Here is a 24038-nt window from a genome sequence, read left to right on the forward strand (position 1 = left end):
CGATCATGATCCCCAACACCCTCGACCGGTATCTGCTGAGGCGGACCCTGACGCCGATGGCCGCCGTGCTGATCAGCACGATGGTGGCGTTCCTGATGGAGCGCCTCATGCGCTCCTTCCAACTGCTCTCGCAGACCACGGACGGCTTCAAGTTCCTGAGCGAACTGCTGGTCAATCTTATCCCGCACTATGTGGGCCTGACCTTGCCCGGCGGCTTCTTCATCGGCCTGTTCGTGGTCGTCAACAGCCTGAACAAGAGCTCGGAGATCGACGCGATCCTGGCCAGCGGCATGTCGCTGGGCCGCTTCGCCGCGCCCTTCGTGAGCCTCGGCGTCGTGCTGATGGCGTTCAGCGTGCTGCTGTTCGGCTTCATCCAGCCCTACAGCCGCTATGCCTACCATGCGGTGTTGCACGCGGCCGAAAAGGCCGGATGGAACGGCGACGTGCGGCCCAAGGCCCTGCTCTCCACGGGGCCCGTCTTCCTGACCGCTGATCGCACCGACGCCAGCGGACGCCGCCTCGAGCGCGTCTTCATCCGCAAGATCGAGGCGGACGGACGAGAGGACGTGCTGACGGCGATCTCGGCGGAGGTCCGCAAGGACGGGGGCGATCGCCGCGTCACGCTTGAGCTGCACGATGGCCGACAGGTGAGCACGACCCGCGACGCCCGGGTCTATGTCACCGACTTCTCGCGTTTTGCCTTCGACCTGCCGCTGTCGCTGTCGGCCAAGCTGTTTCGGGTGCGCGGCGACGACGTCAGCGAGCTGACGCTCGTCGAGCTGGCGCAGCGGGGCTTTGGCAAGGCGCCGCCCGCCCTGCCCCGGCAGACCCTGCTGGCCGAGTTCTACGCCCGCTCGTCGCGCGCACTGATACTGCCCTTGCTGCCGCTGCTGGCCGTTCCCTTCGGCCTCAGCGCCAAGCGCGCGGGATCGGGGTCGGCGATGGCCGCCGGCGGGGTCCTGTTGTTTCTCTTCGAGACCTCGATGATCCTTGGCCAGGCCATGGCCTCGGGCGTTGGCCTTCCGGCGGCGCTGACGATCGGCCTGCCGGCCGCCGTCTTCATGACCGCCTGCTTCGCCACCTGGATCGCCAGCCGAAAGCGCCCCGGCGAGAACCCCGTCAGCTGGATGACCGAACGCATCGCCGCGCTCTTCGCCGCCATCGCCCAGGCCCTCGGCGCGCGCTGCGCCGTCGCCTGAGGCCCGACTTGCCTTCGTCGCGCCACCAAGCCATGTGTCTCTGGCTCCCACCGACTCCCTCAGCGGGCCGAATACCTGGCGATGACGACCGACGCCGAAAGCCAGCTTCCGATCTCGTCCCCCGATCGCCTGGGCCCTCGCGCGCGATGAAGGACGCCATTTCCGATCTTTCGCCGCTGGCGGCGGTCTATCTCGAACGCCGCGAGGACATGCGGCGGTTCTTCCTGGCGCGGCTGAACGGCCGCGGCGACGTCGAGGATCTCGTCCAAGAGCTTTACCTGAAGGTCCAGGCGGTCACCGAGGAGCCGATCGAGAACCCGCAGGCCTATCTCTATCGGCTCGCCTCGAACCTGATGCTGGATCGGCTCCGCCAAGCCCGGCGCGCGGGCGCGCGCGACACCGAATGGCGGCGGACGAACCACGCGACGGTCGGCGTGCTGGACGTCGCCGACACCCCGGACGCGGAGAGCGCGGTCATCGCGCGGCAGCGACTGGAGAAGTTGTCGAAGGCCCTGGAGGCCCTCTCGCCGCTGACCCAGCGCGTCTTCCGTCTACACAAGTTCGAGGGTTTGACCCACGCGGAGACCGCCGAGCGACTCGGCATCTCGCGCAGCGCTGTCGAAAAGCACGTCAGCCTGGCGCTGAGCCACCTCGTCACGCGGGTGGGACGATGACGACTGTGACCTTTACGCCTCACCTTACCGCGATAGGGAGAGAAGGTTGCGACCGCGTGGCGTCAATATGGCGGCGCCCGTTCCAGACCTGGCGCGAAGGAAGCGCGAACCGTCGATGACCGAGTCCGTCCACCAAGATCCGATCCAGCGGGCGGCCGCCGACTGGTTCGCCAGGCTGCAGGGCGATGCGGCCCTGGAGGACTGGACGGCGTTCCAGGCCTGGCTGGAAGCCGACCCGGAGCATGCCGCCGCGTACGAGGCGGTCGAGGCGGTGTGGCTGGACCTTGAGGATCTGCCCGCCAACGACATCCTGGCCGAGCCGGCCGATCAGGCGCCGCTCGCGGCCAATGTCATACCCCTGCGTCGTCCCAGCGCATCCTCGCGGCGGGGCGTTCTGATTGGCGTCGGTGTCGCCGCCGCGGCCGCCGTCGTGGCGCTGGTCGCCGCGCCGCGGTTCGCCCAGCCGACCTTCACCGACTATTCGACCAAGCGCGGCGAGACGCGCGAAGTCGCCCTGGCCGACGGTTCGCGGCTGACCCTGGGCGGCGCGACCACCCTGCGCGTCCATCTCGACGCCAAGCAGCGCGACGTGACCCTGGTCGATGGCGAGGCGAGCTTCGACGTCGCCCATCTGGAGAACCGCCCCTTCCTCGTGATCGTGGGCGCGCGCCAGGTGCGGGTGCTGGGCACGGAGTTCAACATCCTGCACCACGCCGGAAGCCTCGCCGTCTCCGTGCGTCGCGGCCTAGTGTCGGTCTCCGGTGGTCCCGAGGGCGCGGTGCGCCTGGCTCGCGGCCAGCAACTGGCCCAGGCGCCCGGCGCGGTCGCCAAGGTTCGAGACGTCGAGCCCGACACCGCCTTCGCCTGGAAATCCGGCAAGCTGATCTACGACCGCACGCCGCTGACTCAGGTCGTCGCCGAGCTCAACCGCTATGTCGCGACGCCAATCCGCGTTGATCCCAGCGCCGCCTCGGTGACAGTGTCGGGCGTACTGCTGGTCGACGAGGAGGCCGCCATGGTCCGGCGCCTGGAACTGTTCGCGCCCATCGTCGCCGAGACGACGTCCAACGGGGTGATCCTCAAGGCCAAGTCGGCGCGCCGCTGACCGTGCGGGGCAGGATCGACCGCGGCGGGCGCCTCTGGGCCGTGGCCCTAGGAGCGGGCCTGGCCGGCTTCGCCGGCTCGGTGCAAGCCGCGCCGCGCTTCTTCGCCAGCCGCCAATCCCCTGTCGTGCGGCTGCAGATCGCCGCCAAGCCCGTCCATGCGGCCCTGATCGATTTCGCCCTGCAGGCGGAGCTGTCACTGGGCGGGGATCTGGAGGCCTGCAACGGCCAATCGCCGGCCCTGGCCGGTCGTCTGTCGGTCACGGTCGCGCTCGACCGCCTGCTGGCCGGCAGCGGCTGCGGCTACGGCCAACCCGATCCGCATACGGTGATCATCCGTCGCTTGGCCGCCCCACCGCGTCCAGCCAAGTCCGCCCCAGCGGTCGCGCCGCTGGGCCTGGGCGAGGTCGTGATCACTGCTCAGCGTTATCCCAACCTGCCCGGCCGTACGCCCTACGCCATCTCGGTGGTGTCGGGCGGCGCCCTCGAGCGCGAGGCGGTCACCAGCCTCTACGACCTGACCGGTCAGGTCGCGGGGATGACCGTGACCAATCTGGGCCCCGGGCGCGACAAGGTGCTGTTGCGCGGCCTGTCGGACGGCGCCTTCACGGGCCAGGCCCAGTCGATGGTGGCGCTCTATCTGGACGATGTACCGATCACCTACAACGCGCCCGACCCGGATCTGCGGCTGGCCGATGTGGAGCGGGTGGAGATCATGCGCGGCCCCCAGGGCACGCTCTACGGCGGCGGCACGCTCGGCGGGGTGATACGGATCGCCACCCGCAAAGCCGATCTTGACCGTTATCAGGCCAGCATCCTGGCCGGCGTCGGCTGGACAAAGGGCGGCGATCGGAGCGACGAGTTGGAGGCGATGGCCAATCTGCCGATCGTCCATGGTCGCTTGGCCCTGCGCGCCGTCATCTATCGCGACCAGCAAGGCGGCTACATCTCCAACCGCGCCCTGGGGCTCAAGCACGCCAATGGCTCCGAACGGGCTGGCGTGCGAGCCAGCCTCCGGGCGGCCCTGGCCCCGGGTTGGACCGCGACGCTGGGCCTCACCAACCAGTCGATCAACAACAATGACACCCAGTATGGCCTGCGTAGACTCGGCCCCAAGGTCCGCGACACGGTTGTTCGCGAGCCCCACGAAAACGACTTCGACCACCTGTCGCTGACCCTGGCCGGCGAGGGCGATTGGGGACGCACGACGGGATCGGTCTCGCGGCTCTCCCACCATTTCGGCAGTCGCTACGACGCGACCTCGGTCTCGACACTCTATGGTCTGGCCGGGGCGCCGGCGGCGTTCGACGAGGACAAGGGCACCGACCTGACCGTGGCCGAGGTGACCTACGCCACGCCCGGCGAGCATCGGCTGCATGGCCTCGTCGGCGCGTTCGCCTCGACGGGGTCCATCCGGCTTAGCGCCAGCCTGCACGCGCTTCCCGCCGGCTCGCCCGCCGCCTATGCCGAGCGGCGGCGCGACACCATCCGCGAGACCGCGCTCTACGGCGAGGCGACCTTCGACGCCACACCGCGCCTGTCGGCGACGGCGGGCCTGCGCTGGTTCGATTTCCGGTTCGACACCGACTCGACGATCACCCAGTCGGCGGGCCAGCGGCGGACGATCCAGTCCGCCGACGCCGCGGGCTTTTCTTCCAAGATCCTGATTAGCTATGACGCCAGACCCGGCCTGCTGTTCTACGCTCAGACCGCCGAAGGCTATCGTCCTGGCGGCTTCAACACCGCGGGCCGCATCGGCCAGATCTTCGACGCCGCCGGGACTCCGCCGAGCCGCTACAAGGCCGACGAACTCTGGAATTACGAACTGGGGGTGAAGCTGCGCGCCTTCGACGACCGCCTGCAGGGTCGTGCGGCCGTGTTCTACGCCACCTGGGAGTCCGTGCAGAGTGACCAATACCTGGTCGATGGCGCGGCCTATACGGCCAATATTGGCAATGGCGACAACCGCGGCGTCGAGGCCGAGGCCGCCTTCCGGGTGAGCGAACGGCTCGACCTGCGCGCCGCGGCGCTACTCAACGATCCGGAGGTCACCAAGCTCAACCTGGCCTTCAGCACGCGCAAGTACGCCAGCCTTCCCGGCGTCGCGCGCGCCTCGGCCAGCCTTGGCTTCGACTACCACCGGGATCTGGCCAACGGCCCGACGCTTCGGCTGCAGGGCCAGGCGTCCTATGTCGGCGGCTCCTATCTGACGTTCGACGCCGACACCTCCCACGAGATGGGCGAGTATCTGGGGCTGCGAGGCGTGGCCAGCCTGACCACGCCGGGCTGGACCCTGGCCGCGACGCTGGACAACCCCCTGAACAGCCGCGCCAACAGCTTCTCGTTCGGCAACCCGTTCCTGATCACCCGCGATCAGATCATCACCCCGCCCCGCCCCCGGACCCTGACCGTGCGGCTGACGGCGCGGTTCTAGGCGTTCGCCCGGGCGCCGCCCGCGCCCTCGCGGGGCAACCGCGCGCGGTAGACCGCCTGGCCTTCGAGATCGCGGAACTCCAGGTCGAGTGTTTCGGCCTCCAGCCTGAAGGCCGCGAAGCCGGGCCGCGAGAGGCAGAAGCGGGTGCCGGCCACCGCTTCGACCTTGTCACCGGCGTCCGCGCCGGATCCGGTGCAGATGTAGTCGACGCGTCCTCGGCGGATGTGCTGCAGGCTATGGTCGTGGCCGTTGACATAGGCTTGCACGCCATGGGCTTCGAGCAGCGGCGCGACCTTCTCGACGAGCTCGGGACTGTCGCCATGGCCGCCCGAGTAGATGGGGTGATGGCCCATGACGATCTTCCAGGGCGCGCGTGAACGGCTCAGTTCGCGCTCCAGCCAGGCGATCTGCTGGGCGTCGTCGTGGCGCTCGCGGTGACCACGCGCCATCTGCTGGAGCATCTCGTCGTAGTTGCCGCCGTCCACCAGGGGCGCGGTGTCGATCACGAAGAGATCGAGCAGGCTCGAACCGAGGGCCTCGCCGCCGATCTTGAAATAGCGGCTGGGCATGCGCCAGCGCGAGCTCAGCGCGGTATAGTCGATCTGCGCCTGGACCGCGCCGCGATAGTCGTGGTTGCCGAGCGCGGCGTACCAGGGCGTCTGCAGGGCCGGCGCGTCGTAGACGTCTTCGAAGGACGCGCGCCAGTGCGGGTCGTCCACCGACTTGACGCCGGCCGGATAGAAGTTGTCGCCGGCCGACAGCACGAAGCGGCTGGCCAGATCCCGCGCCGTCACGCCCATGACCTGGGCGACCTGGCGCTGGGAGCGCTTGCCGCGACGTCCCCAGTCGCCGAGCGCGACGAAGGCGATCGCCTCGCGCTCGTCCGCGACGGCCGGAGCGGCGAAGACCGTACTCGCGGCGAGTCCTTGCAGAAGCGCGCGGCGGCCCAGGGACGATCGGGACATCAGAACCTCCGGAACGATCCGCGGGCCCAGGCGACCCGTGCTCTCAAGGACGGCGCCGGCCCGCCAACCTCTCACGGTTTGGCGAAAACCTCATGCGCTCAAGACGCCATTAATTGAGAGTCACTTGCATTAGCAAATTGACCGTGGCACGAGCCCATTAAGCAAGGCCGAGACTGGAAAGCGGCCCGTCGAGGTCCGCGTGTCCGAGCTTCCCCCGCCGTCCATTCGCCTCGCCCGCCTCGCGGATCTGTCCCAGGCGTCGCTGCGAGCGCTGATCGAGAACTCGCCGGCCGAAGCCGCCGCGATCCTGCGCGTGGGCGCCGAGGCCGGTCTCGCGGAGGCCCAGGCGGTCTATGGCCAGATGCTGCTGGACGGACGTGGCGTGAAACCCGATCCGGCGACGGCCCTGTCCTGGTTCCTGGCCGCGGCGCGGCAGGACCATGCCATGGGCATGAACATGGCCGGGCGCTGCCTCGACCAGGGTTGGGGCGCGCCGGTCGACAAGGCGGCGGCGGTGGCGTGGTTCCAGCGCGCCGCCGAGGCGGGCCTGGACTGGGGCATGTACAACTACGCCAGTGCGCTGGGCCTGGGCGCCGGCGTGGCCCGGGACGAACAGGCGGCCGTGGCGTGGTTCGAGGCGGCCGCCAGGTTGGGCCACGTGAAATCGATCAACTTCCTGGGCGGCTTCTACGAGGAAGGCCGCCTGAAGCCGCGCGACCTGGAGTTGGCGCGCGCCTGCTACGCCAGGGCGGCGGACGGCGGCGACTTCCGGGGGCAGTTCAACCTGGCGCGGTTGCTGGCCGAGGACGGCCACGTCGATGACGCGCTGGAGCTGATCGCCCTGGCGCGCGAGGCCAGCCCGCCAGGGTTCCGGGCGATCATGGCCCAGTACCTGCGGGCGTCGCCCATCCCGGCCCTGCGCCAGGCCGCGATCGGCTGAGCAAGGCCCCTCGCCTCTTCCGGAGTTTTCGCCGCGCCGACGAAAAAGCGCGCCCCGCCGGCGGGGCGAGGCGCGCAGTCGAGATTCCGATCGCTAAGGGGAGGAAGATCAGAACCGGTAGTTGGCGCTCAGGATCGCGGCGCGGCCGTCGCCGGGCGTGGCCCAGCCGTTGTTGCGGCCGCGCGTGTAGTACTCCTCGTCGGCGATGTTCTTGACGTTGAGCTGCAGGTCCAAGTTGTCGTTGACCTTGAAGGCGGCCATGGCGTTGTGGACCCAGTAGTCCTGGCTCTTGTAGAGCGGGGCCACGCCATTGTTCAGGTAGAACGCGCCCTGATAGGTCGCGCCGTAGCCGATCGTGATGCGCGGCGTGACCTGATAGGTCGTCCACAGGCTGCCCGAGTTCTCGGGCGTGTTGGTCAGCGGGTTGCCGGCCTGGGCGTCGATGCCCGTATTGGCCAGGGTGCGGTCCGAAACGCTCTGGATCACTTCGCTGTCCAGATAGGTGTAGTTGGCGAAGACCGACCACTTGTCGCTGATCTTGCCGCTGGCCCCCAGCGAGAAGCCGTCGACCCGCGACTTGCCGTCCAGGACCTGGTCGGGAAGCGTCGGATCGCCCGAGGCGACCTTGTAGTTGGTGCGCTCGTTGCGGAAGATCGCGGCGGTCAGCAGCAGGCGGCCCTCGAAGGTCTCCCACTTGCCGCCCAGCTCGATGTTCTCGCCCTTCTCCGGATCGACGTTGCAGTTGGCCGCGCCCGTGGTCGAGGTGGCCGTGCAGCCGCCGTTGACCGAGGCCTGCGACGGGGTCTGGGTGTTGCCATAGGCCAGGTACAGGCTGGCGTTCTTGACCGGCTTGAAGACCAGGCCGGCGCGGTACGAGAAAAGGTTGTCGCCGTTGCGGGCGATGGCGCCGACGGTCTCGACCGGACCCGTGGCCGGGTAAGGCGTGGCGATGCTGGTGGGAACGAACTCGCCGTCGGTCTTCTCGTAGCGCAGGCCGAAGTTGAACTCGAGCTTGTCGCTGAGCTTGGCGGTGTCGAACAGATAGACGGCCTGATTGTCCATCTTGCCGTCGCTGCGCGCGGTGACCACGAAGTTCACCGGACCGGTATAGACCGTGTTCGGATTGGTGATCGACATCGCCGGCAGGGTCGGGTTCGGCGTCGCGCCGCCGGGGTTGCGCAGCGAGTTGCCGCTGTCGAGGTGATAGTCCTCGGAGCCGATCGAGAAGCCGACGACCAGGTTGTGCTGGACGCCGCCGGTGGCGAACCGAGCGTTGAAGTCGGTCTGGCTGTAGAACAGCTTGTTCTTGGTGTCGCGCGTCGTGCCGCGCGGACCGCTGGGCGTGAAGGTGTTCGGCGCCGTGCAGGCCGCGCCCGCCGGGGTCTGTCCGTTGGCCAGGCACCAGGTCCCTTGCGGCGGGTCGACGCGGCTGAACTGGGTGACTTCCTGGTAGCGGGTAAGGTTGCGGACCGAGAAGGCCTCGCTGAAGTCGTGCTCGAAGCGCGCCGTGAACGCGTCGACCTTGGTCTTCTGCCTGTCGACGTTCGAGTAGCCGTAGTAGTTGCCGGGATCCACACCCGGCAGCGGGCCGTGATAGAGCGCGTTGACGTAGTATGGCACGCCGTACTGCGGGACATTGTCGTCCGTCTGATGGACGTAGCTCAACGTCACGCGGGTGGGCGTGCCCAGGCCGAAGGCCACTGACGGCGCGATCCCCCAGCGCTTGAACTGTTCGACGTCGCGGCCCGGGACGTCGTTGCGGTGGACCATCGCGTTCAGGCGCACGGCGATCGTGTCGGTCAGCGCCTTGTTGGTGTCGATCGTCAGGCGGCCGTACTTGTCCGTGCCGGCGCCCGCGCCGATCACCGTCTGGTCGCTGGCCTTGGGCGTCTTGGTGACGATGTTGATCGTGCCGCCCAGCGAGCCCGAGCCCGAATAGACCGAATTGGCGCCGGCGATCACCTCGACCTGTTCCAGGTTGAAGGGATCGGTGCGGGTGTACTGGGCGCTGTCGCGCACGCCGTCGACGGTGATGTCGTTATTGGCCGAGTAGCCGCGCAGGTTGATGCTGTCGCCATAGCCGCCGCCGCCCTCCCCGGCCCCGAAGGTGATGCCGGGCTGGGTGGATAGGATCTCGCGAAGCGACAGCAGGTTCTGGGCCGAGATCGTCTCGGACGAGATGATGGTGATCGACTGCGGGGTGTCGCGCAGATTGGCGGTGTTCTTCGAGGAGGACAGCTTCTCCTTCTTGGCGTCGATCTGGACGCCCGAGATCTCGTTGGCGCTGTCGGCCGGGCTGGCGGTCGGGGCCGGAGCGTCCGCCGCGTGCGCCAGGGCTGGCGCCAGGCCGAGACCGGCCAGGCCGGCGACGGCGCTCATGCCCATCGCGCGACGGCTGCGAGCGCGAACATAGCCGCGTGAGATGTGTTGCATGTCTGAACCCCCGAAACGCCGCAACAGCGCGGCCACGCTTGAGATTGCGAGGCGTTCTTAGTTTTTTACCGTAAGATTGCAATAGCAATTAAGAGTCATTATCAGAACAAAATCGAGCACGCCCCGGAGACGCGCACGTGAGCCAGCCCGTGACGGCGTCCGCGCCGCCCATCGAAAACACGTCCGGCTCGAGCGGGCGGACCGGCGTCCGGTTCACCGAGGCGCGACGGGACATCATGGACCTGCTGGGCCAAGCCCCCTCGCCCCTGGACGCGGAAGCCATCTACGCGCGCCTGCGGGACGGCGGTTCCCGGCGCAATCGCGCCTCGATCTATCGCGCCTTGCAGCACCTGCAGGCCCGAGGTGCCGTGCTGGGCTACGCCGTCGGTCGCCGCCGGGTGTTTCGGGTCGCGGACGCAACGCCCGTCGTGCGGATCCTGGATCGCCTGACGGGGCAGCCCTCGCTCGCGGACATCGGCGCGGTGACGGCGCAGATCGAGGCCGCGCTGGAGGCGCAGGGACTTCAGCTACGCGGCTATGTCGAGCTTCACGTGGCGCCGCTGTCGAAGGGGGCTGGCGCCGCCTAGTTTCTCGCCGGGCCGACCGACTGGCGGTGCACCAGGGTCAGGTCGATCCGCTCGTGCGGCCAGCTGGTGCGCGCGCCGCTGATCATGTCCAGCAGCCGCTCGGTCACGGCCTGGGCCATGTCGACCAGCGGCCGCCGGATGGTGGTCAGGGCGGGCGTGATCATCGAGGCGATGTCGCTGCCGTCGAAGCCGGCGAGCGACAGCTGATCGGGAATGGACACCCCGCGTTCGCGGGCGATCTTGGCCACGGCGGCGGCCATGATGTCGTTGGCGGCGAAGATCGCCGTCGGCGGCTGGTCCAGGGACAGCAGCGCCGCGGCCGCGGCCGCGCCGCTGTCGAAGCCATAGTCGCCCTGGCGCAGATAGGCCTCGGGCATGCTCCCGCCGATGCCTTCGAGGAAGCCGGCCTTGCGTTCCTGGGCTGAGCGGAAGTGCGCCGGTCCCTCGACCATGGCGATCCTACGGTGCCCAAGCTCCAGCAGGTGCTGGCCCAGGGCCCGGGTCGCGCCCCGCTCGTTGCTGACCAGCATGCAGGGATATTCGGGCAGCGACACCGACGCGATCCCGACCGACGGCACGCCCAGGCGCGTCAGGCGCTCGGGAATGGCGGCGATCTCGGACGTCGGCGGCAGGACGATCAAGCCATCCACGCGCGAGCGCCGCACGAAGTTCTCGATGTCGGTGGCGATGTCGGGATTGGCGAAATGCACCGGGCGGACGACCAGTTCGTAGCCGTGCGAGGAGCAGGCCTCGACGATGCCGCGCTGCAGGGCGCCGATCACGTGGGCGTTGGGATCGTCCTGGACCATGGCGATCAGGAACGAGCGCCCGGAAGCCAGGGCTCGCGCCCGGGTGCTGGGGCTGTAGCCGAGGCGCTCGATGGTCTCGAGCACGGCCTTGCGCGTCTCGGCGCCGACATGAGGCGACTCGTTGAGCACCCGGGAGACGGTGCGAATCGACACGCCGGCCGCGAGGGCGACGTCGTCGATCGTGACGGACAGCGCCGCGCCAAACTCGCCTCGCCCCACGCGGATCTCCCTTGTTCCCAGCATGTGGCATACAACGGCATTTATATGATTGCTAGCGTTGGCATTCGCGCTGCCAGCGCTGGCATTTTTAATGCTACCGCTACCATTTCCCATTGACTCCACCCTGAGTGCGGCGTTTTCCTCTGGCTCAACGGCCCGCGCCAGACGGGTTTGGGGGAGCGCAAGGATGAGACTCGACCGTAGAGGAATAATGCTGGCGGGCCTGGTCGGGGCCAGCGCGATGACGCCCGCGAACCCCGCGTCCGCGGCGGCGCCCAAGCCCACCTCGCCTGCCGACCACTGGTTCAACATCCGCGACTACGGCGCCGTCGGCGATGGCGCGCGGATCGACACGACGGCCATCAACAAGGCGATCGCGGCCGCCGCGGCGCATGGCGGCGGCACGGTCTATTTCCCGCCGGGAACCTACGCCAGCTACACCCTGCGCCTGAAGAGCAAGGTCACCCTGCTGCTGGACGTCGGCGCGGTGCTGCTGGCCGCCGACACGCCGCCGGGCGGTCCCGGCTACGACAGCCCGGACGAGGGCGCGGCTGACAACAAGTTCCAAGACTACGGCCACAGCCACTGGGCCAACAGCCTGATCTATGGCGAGGGCCTGCACGACATCGCGATCGTTGGCCAGGGGCTGATCTGGGGCAAGGGCCTCAGCCGGGGCCATCGCTTCGAGACCGATCCGCCCGACGTCAGCGGTCCCGGCGTCGGCGACAAGGCCATCGCCCTGAAGAACTGCCGCAACGTGCTGCTCCGCGACTTCAAGGTGCTGCAGGGCGGCTGGTTCGCCCTGCTGGCCACCGGCGTCGACAACATGACCATCGACAACCTGGTCGTGGACACCAATCGCGACGGCTTGGACATCGACTGCTGCCGCAATGTCCGCGTCACCAACTGCACGATCAACTCGCCGTGGGACGACGGCATCTGCCCCAAGAGCTCGTTCGCGCTGGGCTATGCCCGGCCGACCGAGAACCTGACCATCTCGGACTGCTTCCTGACCGGCGACTTCGAGATGGGTTCGGTGATCGACGGCACATGGAAGCGCATGCCGCCGACCTTCTCGGGCTATGGCCGCATCAAGCTGGGCACGGAGTCCAACGGCGGCTTCAAGAACGTCACCATCACCAACTGCGTGTTCGACAACTGCTACGGCCTGGCGCTGGAGACGATGGACGGGGCCCTCACCGAGGACATCGCCATCAGCAACATCACCATGCGTGGCCTGCGCTTCCCGCCCCTGTTCCTGCGCCTGGGCAGCCGGATGCGCGGGCCGGCGGGCGCGGAGGTCGGCAAGCTGCGGCGGGTGACGATCCAGAATATCGTCAGCCACGGCGCCAAGCCCTGGCCCTCGATCATCGCCGGCGTCGCCGGTCATCCGGTCGAGGACGTCAAGATCAGCGACGTCTATTTCCACCAGCAGGGCGGCGGCTCGGCCGAGTTGGCCCGGCGCGATCCGCCCGAGGCCGACAAGGCCTATCCGGACCCCGACATGTTCGGCGACCTGCCGGCCAACGGCTTCTTCATCCGCCACGCCCGCAACATCGAGATGAGCAACGTCGAGATCGCCGTCGAAGCGCCCGACGCGCGCCCGGCCTTCTGGATGCGGGACGTGACCGATATCGACCTCTTCCGCCTGCGCCTTCCCCGAGGGGCCGGCAAGGGGCCGGACTTCGCCCTGAATGAGGTCACGGGCTTCCGGAGCTTCGGCAGTCGCTGGCTCGAGGACAAGCGCTTCGACGGCGCCGTCACACAGACATTCTGACCGGCCGCCAAGGCCGACGGGATCAGCAAAGGGCGGCCGAAGAGCCGTCACAGGAGGGAATTCAAATGAGCAACAAACATTATCTGACCGCGGCCTCGCCGATCGCGCTCGCCGCTTTTCTGCTTTTGCCAGCGCTGGCAAACGCTCAAACCGCGCCCGCGCCCGCGCCCAGCGACGGCGCCGAGGTCGAGACCATCGTGGTCACGGGCTCGCGCCTGGCCTCGCGCGGCTTCGGCGCCCCGACGCCGGTCTCGGTGGTCGACGCCGAGGAGTTCAAGCAGTCGGGCGCCGTCAACGTCGAGCAGGTGCTGAACAACGCGCCGCAGTTCATCGGCTCGCAGAACAACGGCCCGACGGCCAACACCGTCCCCGGCGGCACGGCCACGCTGAACCTGCGCGGCTTCGGCGCCCAGCGGAACCTGGTGCTGGTCAACGGCCGTCGCTTCGCCATCGCCGGCGCGGACCAGACGACCGACATCAACACCATCCCCGCCTCGCTGATCCGTCAGACCGAGGTCGTCACCGGCGGCTCGTCGGCCGTCTACGGCTCGGACGCCATCACCGGCGTGGTCAACTTCGTCCTACGCCAGGATTTCGAGGGCGTGGAGCTGAACGTTCAGGAAAACTGGGACAGCCACACCACAACGCGCACCCACAACATCGACCTGACGGTCGGCGGTAACTTCGCCGACGGCAAGGGCAACGCCGTCGTGTCGGTGAACTATCTGGACCGCGGCGCCATCTCCCGGCGGATGCGGGGGAATTGGGCCTATGACTCGCTGTCGGACGGCTGCGTCACCGCCGCCTCGTTCAGCAAGAGCAAGGCGGGAACACCGTTCTCGCCGCCGTCCGGCCAGACCTGCGTGCAGGCCGGCGGTCGCCAGGGCCTGATCGCCGGCGGCAGCGGCGACATTCCGAACGGCCGCTTCACCGGCGTGCCGCTGGTCGGCTCGTCCACCTCGAACCCGGCCCTGGACGCGGCCCTGACCGCCGCCGGCCTGGGCGGCATGGGCTCGCGCGGTTTCACCTTCAACGACGCCGGCACGACGGCCCGCCCCGCCCTCACCCCGCAGGACGACTTCAACCTGGGCCCCGACAACTACCTCATCATCCCGCAGAAGCGCTGGATGCTGAACGCGATGGGCCACTACGACTTCAACAGCAAGGTCACCGGCTACGTCGAGGCGCACTACAGCAACAACGTCGTCGACATGCAGCTGGCCCCGACCAACATCAACGGGCCGTTCCTGTTCAACGTGAACAACCCCTACCTCTCGACCCAGATGCAGGAAGTCCTGCGCCAGATGGACCTGAAGGAGGTGGGCACGACGACGGTGACGACCGGCACGGCCAGCCGCACTACGGTGGCGGGCGATGGTCTGGCGGTGATCAATGTCGGCCGCCGCCTGCGCGAGGTCGGCCTGCGCCGCAACAACGCCGAACGCAACGTCTTCCGCTTCGCCGCCGGTTTCCGGGGCGAGCTGGGCGACGTGTCGGAAAGCTTCCTGCGCGACCTGAAGTACGACGCCTACTACACCTACGCCCGTACCTCCGAGACCGACCACCAGGACGGCAACGTCTCGCGCAGCCGCTTCCAGGCCAACCTGCTGTCGGTCGGCGGCGCCGCGCCGGTGCTGAACATCTTCGGCTCGAACATCTCGGCCGCCGGCGTCCAGGCCATCGCCATCGGGGCCACCAACATCACCGAGGCCAAGCAGCAGGTCGCCGCCGCCAACCTGTCGGGCGAGGCCTTCAGCCTGCCGGCCGGTCCTGTCGACTTCTCCGCGGGCCTGGAGTGGCGCTACAACGCCGCCAAGTACATTCCCGACGAGTTCCTGCGCTCCGGCGACGTGGTCGGCTTCAACCCCGGCCTGCCGACGGGCGGCAGCACGATCGTCAAGGAAGTCTACGGTGAAGTCCGCGCCCCGATCCTGGCCGATCTGCCGTTCATCAAGAACCTGACCGCCAACGGCGCCTTCCGCTATTCGGACTACAATCTGAAGGGCGTCGGCGGGGTGTGGACCTATTCGGTTGGCGGCGCCTGGGCCGTGACCTCGGACCTGAACTTCCGCGGCCAGTTCCAGCACGCCATTCGCGCGCCGAACGTCGGCGAGCTGTACGGCGGTCTGGCCCAGAGCTTCGACGCGGCCACCGACCCCTGCTCCAGCCGCGCCCCGAGCGCCCAGCAGACCGCCGCCGTCCGCGCCGTCTGCGAGGCCACCGGCGTGCCGGCCGCCCAGGTCTTTTCGGCGGGCGTGCAGTCCAACACCATTATCGGCAACCTGTCGGGCGGCAACCCGAACGTCGGCATCGAGAAGTCGGACACCTACACGGTCGGCGTCGTGCTGACGCCGCGCGGGGTTCCGGGCCTGGCGGTCAGCGTCGACTACTTCAACATCGACCTGACGGGCGCCATCTCGCAACTGGGCGGCGGCCTGAACAACACGCTGAACCTCTGCTACTACGTCGTGCAGAGCGCCAGCAGCGAGTTCTGCCAGGCCATCAAGCGCAACCCGGTGACCGGCGAGATCGCTCCGCCCTACTACGCGACGATCACCAACGCCAACACCGGCGGCCTGAAGACGGCCGGCGTCGATTTCGCCGCCAACTACCGGTTCAAGACCGACTTCGGCTGGCTGCCGGACGACAGCGGCTTCGACATCTCGACCAACTGGACCTGGACCGACGAGTTCACCTCGACGCCCGTCCAGGCCTTCCCGAACATCAAGAACTACTGCGTCGGGGCGTTCGGCACGGCCTGCGGCCAGCCGATCCCGGAATGGAAGGGCGGCACGCGGATCACCTGGCGCACGGGCCCGCTCAGCCTGAGCGTCAAGCACCGCTTCATCGGTTCGGTCACGACCGACAAGTACCTGCTGCCCAAGCGTTCGGGCGGCACGGTGCCGGACCTGGCCACCCTGACCAACCCCAAGCTGCCGGCCCAGAACTATTTCGACCTGTCGTTCAGCTATGATCTCAGCAACGGCGTGCAGATCTATGGCGGGGCGCAGAACATCTTCGACCGCGACCCGCCGATCGTCGGCAGCGCCGCACCGGGGGCCAACACCTACGCGGCGACCTACGACGTCCTGGGAACGACCATGTTCCTGGGCGGCCGCCTGAGGTTCTAGAGATCGCCTGGGCGAGGGCGCTCGTGCCTGTGTGGGGATCCCGACGCGTATCTGTCGGCATGCCCCGCCGCCCTCCCCTGGCGCCGGCGTGCGTGGACGCGGACCTCCCGCCGCTCCACGCGCGCCCGGATCCTTTTGTCTAGTCTGGAGTGCGACCCGCGATGCGACCTGGATCCTTGCCGGCCTGGATCACCGCCCTGGCGCTTCTGCCGCTCGCGGCTGTCGCCGAGCCCGCCGCGACCTATCGCAATCCGATCCTGCACGCGGACTATTCCGACCCCGACGTGATCCGCGTGGGCGACCGCTACTACCTGGTCGCGTCGACCTTCCACTTCTCGCCGGGCCTGCCCGTCCTGGAGTCCAAGGATCTGGTCCACTGGACGATCCTGGGCCACGTGCTGCCGAGCCTGCCGTTCGCGCCGGAATACGACCTGCCCGGGCCGGTCCCGACCGACGACACCGGCTCGCGGATGCCGCGCGACCAGCGAACCGTCGGCCAGCGCTATGCCGGCGGCGTCTGGGCGCCGTCGATCCGGCATCACGACGGCCGGTTCTACGTCTATTTCGCGACCCCCTATGAGGGGATCTTCATGGCGACGGCCGACAAGCCCGAGGGCCCCTGGAGCGCGCCGGTCGCGGTGATCGCCGGACCCGGCTACGAGGACCCCTGCCCGTTCTGGGACGACGACGGCCAGGCCTACCTCGTCCATGGCAAGGTCGGCGCGGGCCCGCTGGTGCTGCACCGCATGGCGCTGGACGGCAAGTCGGTGCTGGACGCCGGGACAGTGATCATCGAGGACGCCAAGGCCCTGCCGGTCCTCGAAGGCCCCAAGCTCTACAAGCGCGACGGCTGGTACTACATCTTCGCCCCGACCGGCGGGGTCGAGACCGGGCCGCAGACCGTGCTGCGTTCACGGAACATCTGGGGGCCTTACGAGCACCGGTCCGTCCTGGTTCCAGGAACCTCGCGGCTGAAGGGGCCGCACCAGGGCGGCTGGGTCGAGACGACTTCGGGCCAGGGCTGGTTCGTCCACTTCAACAGCGCCGGCGCCTATGGCCGCATCGTCCATCTGCAGCCGGTCGCCTGGAAGGATGGCTGGCCGGTCATGGGCGAGGCCCAGCCCGGCGCCGGGCCGGACGCGACGGCGGGGCAGCCGGTGGCCGAATACGCTCTCCCCGACGTCGGCGGGCGTTTCCCGGCGGTGAAACCCCAGACCTCGGACGCCTTTTCCGGCGCAAAGCTGGGTCCGCAATGGGAGTGGAACCACAATCCCGACGACACGCGCTGGAGCCTGACCCGACGCCCCGGATTCCTGCGCTTGACCGCCGCGCCGGCGTCCAACCTGGTCAGCGCCCGCAATACCCTGACCCAGGTCCTGCAGAGCGAGCGCGCCGTCGTCACGACGCGGCTCGACGCGACCGGTCTGGCCGAGGGGCAGCGCGCCGGCCTGTCGATGTTCGGTCAGGGCGTCAGCTGGATCGGCGTGGCGCGTCGCCAGGGCGCGCTGCGGGTGGTCCAGTCCTTCGCCGGCGCCGAGGTCGTCGGTCCGACCTTGAAGGCCAAGACTCTCGAGCTGCGGGTGTCGGTCGCCGACCAGGCCGCCCGCTACGCCTACAGCCTCGACGGCGGCAAGACCTTCGTCGACCTGGGCGCGGTCGCCCCCTTGCGATTCAGTTGGTGGAAGGGCGCGCGGCCCGCGCTGTTCACCTATGGCGACCCTGCCCAAAAGAGGCAGGGTCACGCCGATTTCGACTGGGTGAAGGTCACGCCGTGACTTTGACCGGTTTCCTGAGACGGGGCGGGTTGATGGACCCGCCTGCAACCGCCACCTCCTGGCGGTCGGCGGCCCGCGCCGACCGCGCCTTTTGCCCGAGTTACGCGTCATGCCCAGGCCTCTGAATTTCCATGAAGATCGGTTGTTCCCGGCGGACGCGACGACGCGGTCGTACGCGCGGGGGCTGTATGGGTTGGTCAAGGACCTGCCGATCATCAGCCCGCACGGCCACACCGATCCGGCCTGGTTCGCGACCAACGAACCGTTCCAGGACGCCACCGACCTGCTGCTGGCGCCCGACCACTATCTGTTCCGCATGCTCTACAGCCAGGGGATCGCGCTGGACGCCCTGAAGGTGCGTTCCAAGGCCGGGGTTCCGGCCACCGATCCGCGCGCGGCCTGGAAGCTGCTGGCGTCGAACTTCCACCTCTTCCGCGGCACGCCCTCGTGGATCTGGCTGAACCACGTGTTCTCGAAGGTGTTCGGCTTCACCGAGGTTTTCGACGCGACGACCGCCGACGACTATTTCGACCGCATCAACGAGGCCCTGGCCACCGACGCCTACCGGCCCCGGGCTCTGTTCGACCGCTTCAACATCGAGACCCTGGCCACCACCGAGGGCCCGCACGAGGTCCTCAAGCACCACCAGGCCATCCGCGAGAGCGGCTGGGGCGGCCATGTGATCACCGCCTATCGCCCCGACGCGGTCATCGACTTCGAGGACGAGCGCGGTCCGCGCGCCTTCGAGCGCTTCGCCGAGGTCTCGGGCCAGGACGTCTACAGCTGGAAGAGCTACCTGGAGGCCCACCGCCTGCGCCGGGCCGCCTTCATCGAGGCCGGGGCCACCTCCAGCGACCACGGCCATCCGACGGCGGCCACCGCCGACCTGTCGGACGTCGAGGCCGAGGCCCTGTTCCAGAGCCTGGTCAAGGGTGAGGTCACGCCTGAAAAGGCCGAGCTGTTCCGGGCCCAGATGCTGACCGAGATGGCCAAGATGAGCCTGGACGACGGCCTGGTCATGCAGATCCACCCCGGCTCGCACCGCAACCACAATGTCGGCCTGCTCGGCAGCCACGGCCGCGACAAGGGCGCCGACATCCCGATGCGCACCGAATATGTCGATGCGCTCAAACCCCTGCTGACCCGCCTGGGCAACGACCCGCGCCTGTCGGTGATCCTGTTCACCCTGGACGAGACCACCTACAGCCGCGAGCTGGCCCCGCTGGCCGGTCACTATCCGGTGCTGAAGCTGGGTCCGTCCTGGTGGTTCCACGACAGCCCCGAGGGCATGATGCGCTTCCGCGAGCAGGTCACCGAGACCGCCGGCTTCTACAATACCGTCGGCTTCAACGACGACACCCGCGCCTTCCTCTCCATCCCCGCTCGCCACGACGTCGCTCGTCGCGTCGACAGCGCTTTCCTCGCCCGCATGGTCGCCGAACATCGTATGGACCTCGTCGAAGCCGAGGACCTCATCGTCGACCTGACGTACAACCTGCCTAAGAAGGCCTACAAGCTGGATCAGAGCGCACGCCATGTTCATGCCCACAGACACGCCGGATAAGGCCGAACGGGTCAGCCAGACCCTGCTGCGCGCGCTGGACATCCTGGACGCCGCGCGCGGCGGCCCGGTCGCCCTGACCGAGCTGGAGCGGCGCCTGGGCCTGACCCGCAGCACGGCGCATCGGCTGGCCTCGGCGCTGGTGGATCGCCGGCTGCTGACCCACGACGCGCGCAAAGGCTATCGCCTGGGTCCCAAGCTGATGGACCTGGGCTTCCAGGCGCGCGAGGCCACCAGCCTGGCCGCCGTCGCCCAGCCGATCCTCGACGGGCTCAGCCAGTCCATGGAGGACGCCTCGAACCTGGGCGTTCCCGACGGCGACCATGTGGTCTACATCGCGCGCTCGCCCAGCCGCCGCCGGGTGGCCGTGCGCCACCAGGTCGGCGACCGCAACCGGATCAGCACGACGGCGCTCGGTCGGGCGTTGATGCTGGACGCGCCGGCCGAGAGCTGGGTCGCCTACTTCCCCGACGAGGCGCAACCGGTCGCCAAGGCCGTCGGCGCGGCCTGGCACTTCGACGAGGCGGGCGACTGCATCCGCTGCGTGGCCGCGCCGATCCGCGACGCCAGCGGCGCGATCGTAGCGGCGCTCAGCCTGTCCAGCATCCCCCAGTATATGCCCGAGGATCGGATGGCGCAGGCGGAACGCGAGGTCATCGACGCCGCGGACGCGATCAGCCGCCGCCTGGGCTGGGGCTGGGAGACCTAGAGGCCTCCCAACCAATCACCAGGTGAAGGTGCCGGCGGCCCGAGCCGGCAAGGACGCCTTGAACCGCCGCCCGCTTTCCGTGATGGCGAAGGTCGCCGGCTGGGTTCCCACGTTCAGCACGATCAGCACGCGGCCGCCGTCGCGGTTCTGGAACGCCACGGTGCGCAGGTCACCGAGCTTGGCTGGCGAGCCGATCCGCGTCGCGCCCGGTTTCACGAACCGGCTGGCGTGGCCGAAGGCGTAATATTCCTGGGTGCGGGTGATGGCGCCGCTCGTGCTGTCGATCGACAGGACACCCCGGCAATCGCCGCAGCCGCCGGCGTGCGGGCCGAACTTCTCGTCCAGGGCCAGGTTCCACATCAGGACGCCCCGCGCGCCGCCGCGCGTCGCGCCGATGATCAGGTTCTCGACCATCCACGAGAAGCTGTCGTCGAACTTCGGGGACCATTCGCCGCCCGAGCACTCGGTCAGGAAGATCTCCTTGTCCGGATTGGCTTCGGTCACCGGCTGCTGGGCCGAGACGTCGCCCGCGTAGCAGTGCCAGGCGACGCCGGCGAGGAAGGCTCGGGCCCTGGGATCGGCCAGCACGGTCGTTGGCTGTTCGGGATGATCCCAGTTGTGGTCCCAGTCGAGCACTTTGGTGGTGATCTTCTGGCGTTCGAACACCGGGGCCAGGTTCTCGCCGAAGAACCTCGCACGATCCTTGGCGTTCCAGCGCATGCCCGGGTAGTTGTCGGGCTCGAAGTCCGGCTCGTTCTGGATGCTGAGATAGTCGGTGGGCACGCCGACCTTGGCCGCTTCCTTGACGTAGCGGGCGAAGAAGTCGGCATAGACCGGATAGGCCTCGGGCTTCAGCTGGCCCTTTACCAGCGATCCCGTCGTCTTCATCCAGGCCGGGGCGCTCCACGGCGAGGCCATGACCTTGAGGTCGGGATTGATCTTCAGCGCCGCGCGGACGGTCGGGAAGACGTATTCCTGTGGCCGCTTCAGCGAGAAATGCTCGAGCTTCGGATCCGCCGCCCCGTTCGGAACGTCATCCAGGCTGTAGTGGTCCAGCGAGAAGTCCGAGGCGCCGATGGTGATCCGGGTGAAGCTGAAGCCCAGGCCACCCTCCCCACGCCCGTACAGCTCGCGCAGCAGCTGGTCGCGTTTGACCGGCGTCAGCTTGTTCTGGATCAGCCAAGCCGAGGCGTCGGTGATCGCCGCGCCGAAGCCGACGATGGTCTGGTGGCGCTCCTTGGTGTCGACGGCGATTACCGGCAGGCCGGCGACCGTCTCGGCGCTCGCCACGCTCGACGGCGCCTGGGCGGCCAGCAGCTGGCTCTTGTCGCCCGTCGTCACCCAGCCCTGAAGCTTGGATCCGGCGACAGCGGGCGTCGCCACGACGAGCGCGGCGGCGGCGAGAAGGATGGCGCGCATCACGGCTTCCTCGACCAGGCCTTGAGGTTGGCCTCGCCAGTCAGCGCCGCGTCGCCGGCATGGCGGCCGACATAGAGCGGGTAGCGGCCCGCCGCGATCGACCAGCCCGGCTTGGAGACGTCGTAGTCGGCCAGGATGCGCGGCTCGACGGTGAGGGTGACGCGCCGGGTCTCGCCGGGCGCCAGGTCGACCTTCTCGAAGCCGGCCAGACGGACCATCGGCTTGCGCTTGCCGGCCGTGACGTAGAGCTGCGGGGTGTCGGCGCCGGCGGCGTTGCCGGTGTTGGTGACGTCGAAGCTGACCTTCAGCCCCGCCACGTCCTCGACCTTGAGGTTCCTGTACGCGAAGGTCGTGTACGAGAGGCCGTAGCCGAACGGATAGAGCGGCTGGCGCTGTTCCTGGGCGTACCAGCGGTAGCCGACGGCCGCGCCCTCGACGTACTTCACCGGAAAGCCCTTGATCGGACCGGCCTGCTGGCCGGCGCGGCGAGCGTCGTCGATGGCGGCCTGTTCGGCGAAGCCCGGCGCACTCGCACGCGGAGCCTGGTCGGCGGACTTCGGGAAGGTCATGGCCAGGCGGCCCGACGGATTGACCTCGCCCGTCAGCAGGCGGGCGAGGGCCTGGCCGCCGCGCTGGCCGGGATACCAGGCCTGAAGCACCGCGCCGACGCGGTCCAGCCACGGCATGGTCACCGGGCCGCCGGTCTCGAGGACGACGATCGAATTCTTGTTGGCCGTCGCGACCGCGTCGATCAGGGCGTCCTGGTTCTCGGGCAACACGATCGAGGGCGCGTCCTGGGCCTCGGTCTGCCAGTGCCAGGCGAAGACGATGGCGACGTCGGCGTCCTTGGCGGCGGCCGCGGCGGCGGCCGGGTCCTTGCCGTCGACATAGATCACCTCGGCGCCCGGCGCGGCGGCCTTGATCGCCTGCAGCGGCGAGGACGCGTGCCAGGTGACGCGGACGAACGAGGCGGCCTCGCCGCCGTTCAGCGGGATCTCGACCGGCGCGCCGCCGACCGACCGCACCTGGGACGAGCCGCCGCCCGAGATCACCCCGACGTCGGCATGGGCGCCGATCAGCACGATCTTCTTGGCGGTCTTGGCCAGAGGCAGCAGGCCGCCCTCGTTCTTCAGCAGCACCGCCCCGCGCTCGGCCACCGCTTGGGCGACCTTGGCGTGGGCGTCATAGTCGATCGGCTGGGGGCTGGTCGGGGTCGGGTCGTCCATCAGGCCCGAGGTGATCACCCCGTGCAGGATGCGGCGGACCATGTCGTCGAGGCGAGCCCGGCTGACCTCGCCCTTGGCCACGGCGGCCTTCAGGTCGTCGCCGAAGAAGATCTGGGTGTCCAGCTCCTGACCCGACTGCTGGTCCAGGCCCGCCAGCGCGGCCTTCACCGTGCTGTGCACCGCGCCCCAGTCGGACATCACGAAGCCCGGATAGTTCCAGTCGCGCTTGAGCACCTTGTTCAGCAGGAAGTCGTTCTGGCACGCCCAGTCGCCATTGACCTTGTTGTAGGCGCACATCACCGACGCCGGACTGCTCTTCTCGATCGCGATCTGGAAGGCCAGCAGGTCGCTTTCCCGCAGGTCCGCCTCGTCGATCTGGGCGTCCATCACGTGGCGGCCGGTCTCCTGGGCGTTGAGGGCGAAGTGCTTGATCGTCGAGACGATGTGGTTGGACTGCACGCCCTTGATCTGCTCGCCGGCCATCTCACCGGCCAGCAGCGGATCTTCGCCGAGATATTCGAAGTTGCGGCCGGCCCACGGGTCACGGGTCAGGTTGACGCCGCCGGCCAACAGGACGTTGAAGGTCTTGGCGCGGGCCTCGGCGCCGATCATCGCGCCGCCGGCATAGGCCAGCTTCGGCTCGAAGGTCGAGGCCAAGGCGAGGCCCGACGGCAGGGCCGTGGCGACGTCGCCCTTGCGCTGCTCGACCTGGTTGGCCACGCCCAGGCTGGCGTCGCTCTCGCGCAGGGTCGGGATCTTCAGGCGAGACACGCCCGGGACATAGCCGGCCGAGGGGATCATGTCGGCGGGCGCGGGCTTGGTGTTGGGCGGGAAGAGGCCGTGCAGATAGGCGATCTTCTCATCCAGCGTCATCTGCTTGACCAGGGCGTCGGCGCGGGCCCAGGCCGGATCATTGGCGCGCGGGGTCAGCGGCGCGCTGTCCTTGGTCGGCATGACCTCGGCGAGCACTCCCGACAGCGGGACGAGGGAAAGCAACGCCACGGCGGCGGTAGTCCGGCACAGGATCCGCAAGGCGGATGAAGGCAGGGCGGCGGTCGTCATGGCGTACTCCAAGCG

The 24038-nt window shown here is 68.8% G+C and carries 16 protein-coding genes; 11 read left to right on the plus strand and 5 right to left on the minus strand.

Translation table 11 applies throughout. The annotated features are described in order from the left end of the window. Positions 1-5 precede the first annotated feature (5 nt). The 4 genes from K8940_RS11120 to K8940_RS11135 all read left to right on the plus strand — a co-directional run bounded on the left by K8940_RS11120 (position 6) and on the right by K8940_RS11135 (position 5410). Positions 6-1199 (plus strand): LptF/LptG family permease, encoded by a 1194-nt coding sequence (locus tag K8940_RS11120; protein WP_223395496.1) that lies wholly within the window; start codon positions 6-8, stop codon positions 1197-1199. Between the two features lie 146 nt (positions 1200-1345). Then, positions 1346-1873 (plus strand): RNA polymerase sigma factor, encoded by a 528-nt coding sequence (locus K8940_RS11125; RefSeq protein WP_223395498.1) that lies wholly within the window; start codon positions 1346-1348, stop codon positions 1871-1873. 115 nt (positions 1874-1988) lie between these two features. Then, positions 1989-2978: a FecR family protein gene (locus tag K8940_RS11130; protein WP_223395500.1), complete on the plus strand. Its 990-nt coding sequence runs from the start codon at positions 1989-1991 to the stop codon at positions 2976-2978. A gap of 2 nt (positions 2979-2980) precedes the next feature. Continuing rightward, positions 2981-5410 carry a TonB-dependent receptor domain-containing protein gene (locus K8940_RS11135; protein ID WP_223395502.1) on the plus strand — a complete coding sequence of 810 codons (2430 nt, stop codon included), beginning with the start codon at positions 2981-2983 and terminating at the stop codon, positions 5408-5410. Here the strand turns inward: K8940_RS11135 and K8940_RS11140 are convergent. After that, positions 5407-6375 carry a purple acid phosphatase family protein gene (locus K8940_RS11140; RefSeq protein WP_223395505.1) on the minus strand — a complete coding sequence of 323 codons (969 nt, stop codon included), beginning with the start codon at positions 6373-6375 and terminating at the stop codon, positions 5407-5409. The two genes, K8940_RS11135 and K8940_RS11140, sit on opposite strands and share 4 nt — an antisense overlap. Positions 6376-6574: 199 nt before the next feature. Here K8940_RS11140 and K8940_RS11145 point away from each other — a divergent pair, with 199 nt between their 5' ends. Next, positions 6575-7315 carry a tetratricopeptide repeat protein gene (locus K8940_RS11145; protein WP_223395507.1) on the plus strand — a complete coding sequence of 247 codons (741 nt, stop codon included), beginning with the start codon at positions 6575-6577 and terminating at the stop codon, positions 7313-7315. A gap of 108 nt (positions 7316-7423) precedes the next feature. On the opposite strand, the gene K8940_RS11150 is transcribed toward K8940_RS11145, so the two are convergent. Beyond that, on the minus strand, positions 7424-9748 hold the full coding sequence (locus K8940_RS11150; protein WP_223395509.1) for a TonB-dependent receptor: 2325 nt from the start codon (positions 9746-9748) through the stop codon (positions 7424-7426). Between the two features lie 137 nt (positions 9749-9885). Here K8940_RS11150 and K8940_RS11155 point away from each other — a divergent pair, with 137 nt between their 5' ends. After that, positions 9886-10335, plus strand: coding sequence for a transcriptional repressor (locus K8940_RS11155; protein ID WP_223395511.1), 450 nt, complete (start codon positions 9886-9888; stop codon positions 10333-10335). On the opposite strand, the gene K8940_RS11160 is transcribed toward K8940_RS11155, so the two are convergent. Then, complete coding sequence (locus K8940_RS11160; protein WP_223395513.1) at positions 10332-11387, minus strand: LacI family DNA-binding transcriptional regulator; 1056 nt, start codon at positions 11385-11387, stop codon at positions 10332-10334. The genes K8940_RS11155 and K8940_RS11160 overlap by 4 nt on opposite strands. 187 nt (positions 11388-11574) lie before the next feature. Here K8940_RS11160 and K8940_RS11170 point away from each other — a divergent pair, with 187 nt between their 5' ends. The 5 genes from K8940_RS11170 (at position 11575) to K8940_RS11190 (ending at position 20316) form a co-directional block, all read left to right on the plus strand. Continuing rightward, positions 11575-13140, plus strand: coding sequence for a glycoside hydrolase family 28 protein (locus K8940_RS11170; protein WP_317847033.1), 1566 nt, complete (start codon positions 11575-11577; stop codon positions 13138-13140). A 65-nt stretch (positions 13141-13205) separates the two neighbouring features. Further along, entirely contained in the window at positions 13206-16271 is a 3066-nt protein-coding gene (locus tag K8940_RS11175; protein ID WP_223395515.1) for a TonB-dependent receptor domain-containing protein, read from the plus strand. Positions 16272-16432: 161 nt separating this feature from the next. Continuing rightward, positions 16433-18046 carry a glycoside hydrolase 43 family protein gene (locus K8940_RS11180; RefSeq protein WP_223395516.1) on the plus strand — a complete coding sequence of 538 codons (1614 nt, stop codon included), beginning with the start codon at positions 16433-16435 and terminating at the stop codon, positions 18044-18046. A gap of 109 nt (positions 18047-18155) precedes the next feature. Next, a complete protein-coding gene (gene uxaC, locus K8940_RS11185) occupies positions 18156-19610 on the plus strand; it encodes a glucuronate isomerase (protein WP_223395517.1) in 1455 nt (484 codons plus the stop codon). Then, positions 19582-20316, plus strand: a complete 735-nt coding sequence (locus K8940_RS11190; protein ID WP_223395518.1) for an IclR family transcriptional regulator — start codon at positions 19582-19584, stop codon at positions 20314-20316. The genes uxaC and K8940_RS11190 overlap by 29 nt, the downstream gene beginning before the upstream one ends. 15 nt (positions 20317-20331) lie before the next feature. Here the strand turns inward: K8940_RS11190 and K8940_RS11195 are convergent, their stop codons facing one another. Together K8940_RS11195 and K8940_RS11200 are read right to left on the minus strand one after the other, a co-directional pair. After that, the gene (locus K8940_RS11195; RefSeq protein WP_223395519.1) at positions 20332-21735 is read right to left on the minus strand and encodes a glycoside hydrolase family 30 protein; all 1404 of its coding nucleotides are present in this window, start codon (positions 21733-21735) and stop codon (positions 20332-20334) included. Beyond that, positions 21735-24023, minus strand: a complete 2289-nt coding sequence (locus tag K8940_RS11200; protein WP_223395520.1) for a beta-glucosidase — start codon at positions 24021-24023, stop codon at positions 21735-21737. Before K8940_RS11200 ends, K8940_RS11195 begins: the two co-directional genes overlap by 1 nt. Positions 24024-24038 lie beyond the last annotated feature (15 nt).

This window comes from Caulobacter segnis (assembly GCF_019931575.1).
Classification (GTDB): Bacteria; Pseudomonadota; Alphaproteobacteria; order Caulobacterales; family Caulobacteraceae; genus Caulobacter; species Caulobacter segnis_C.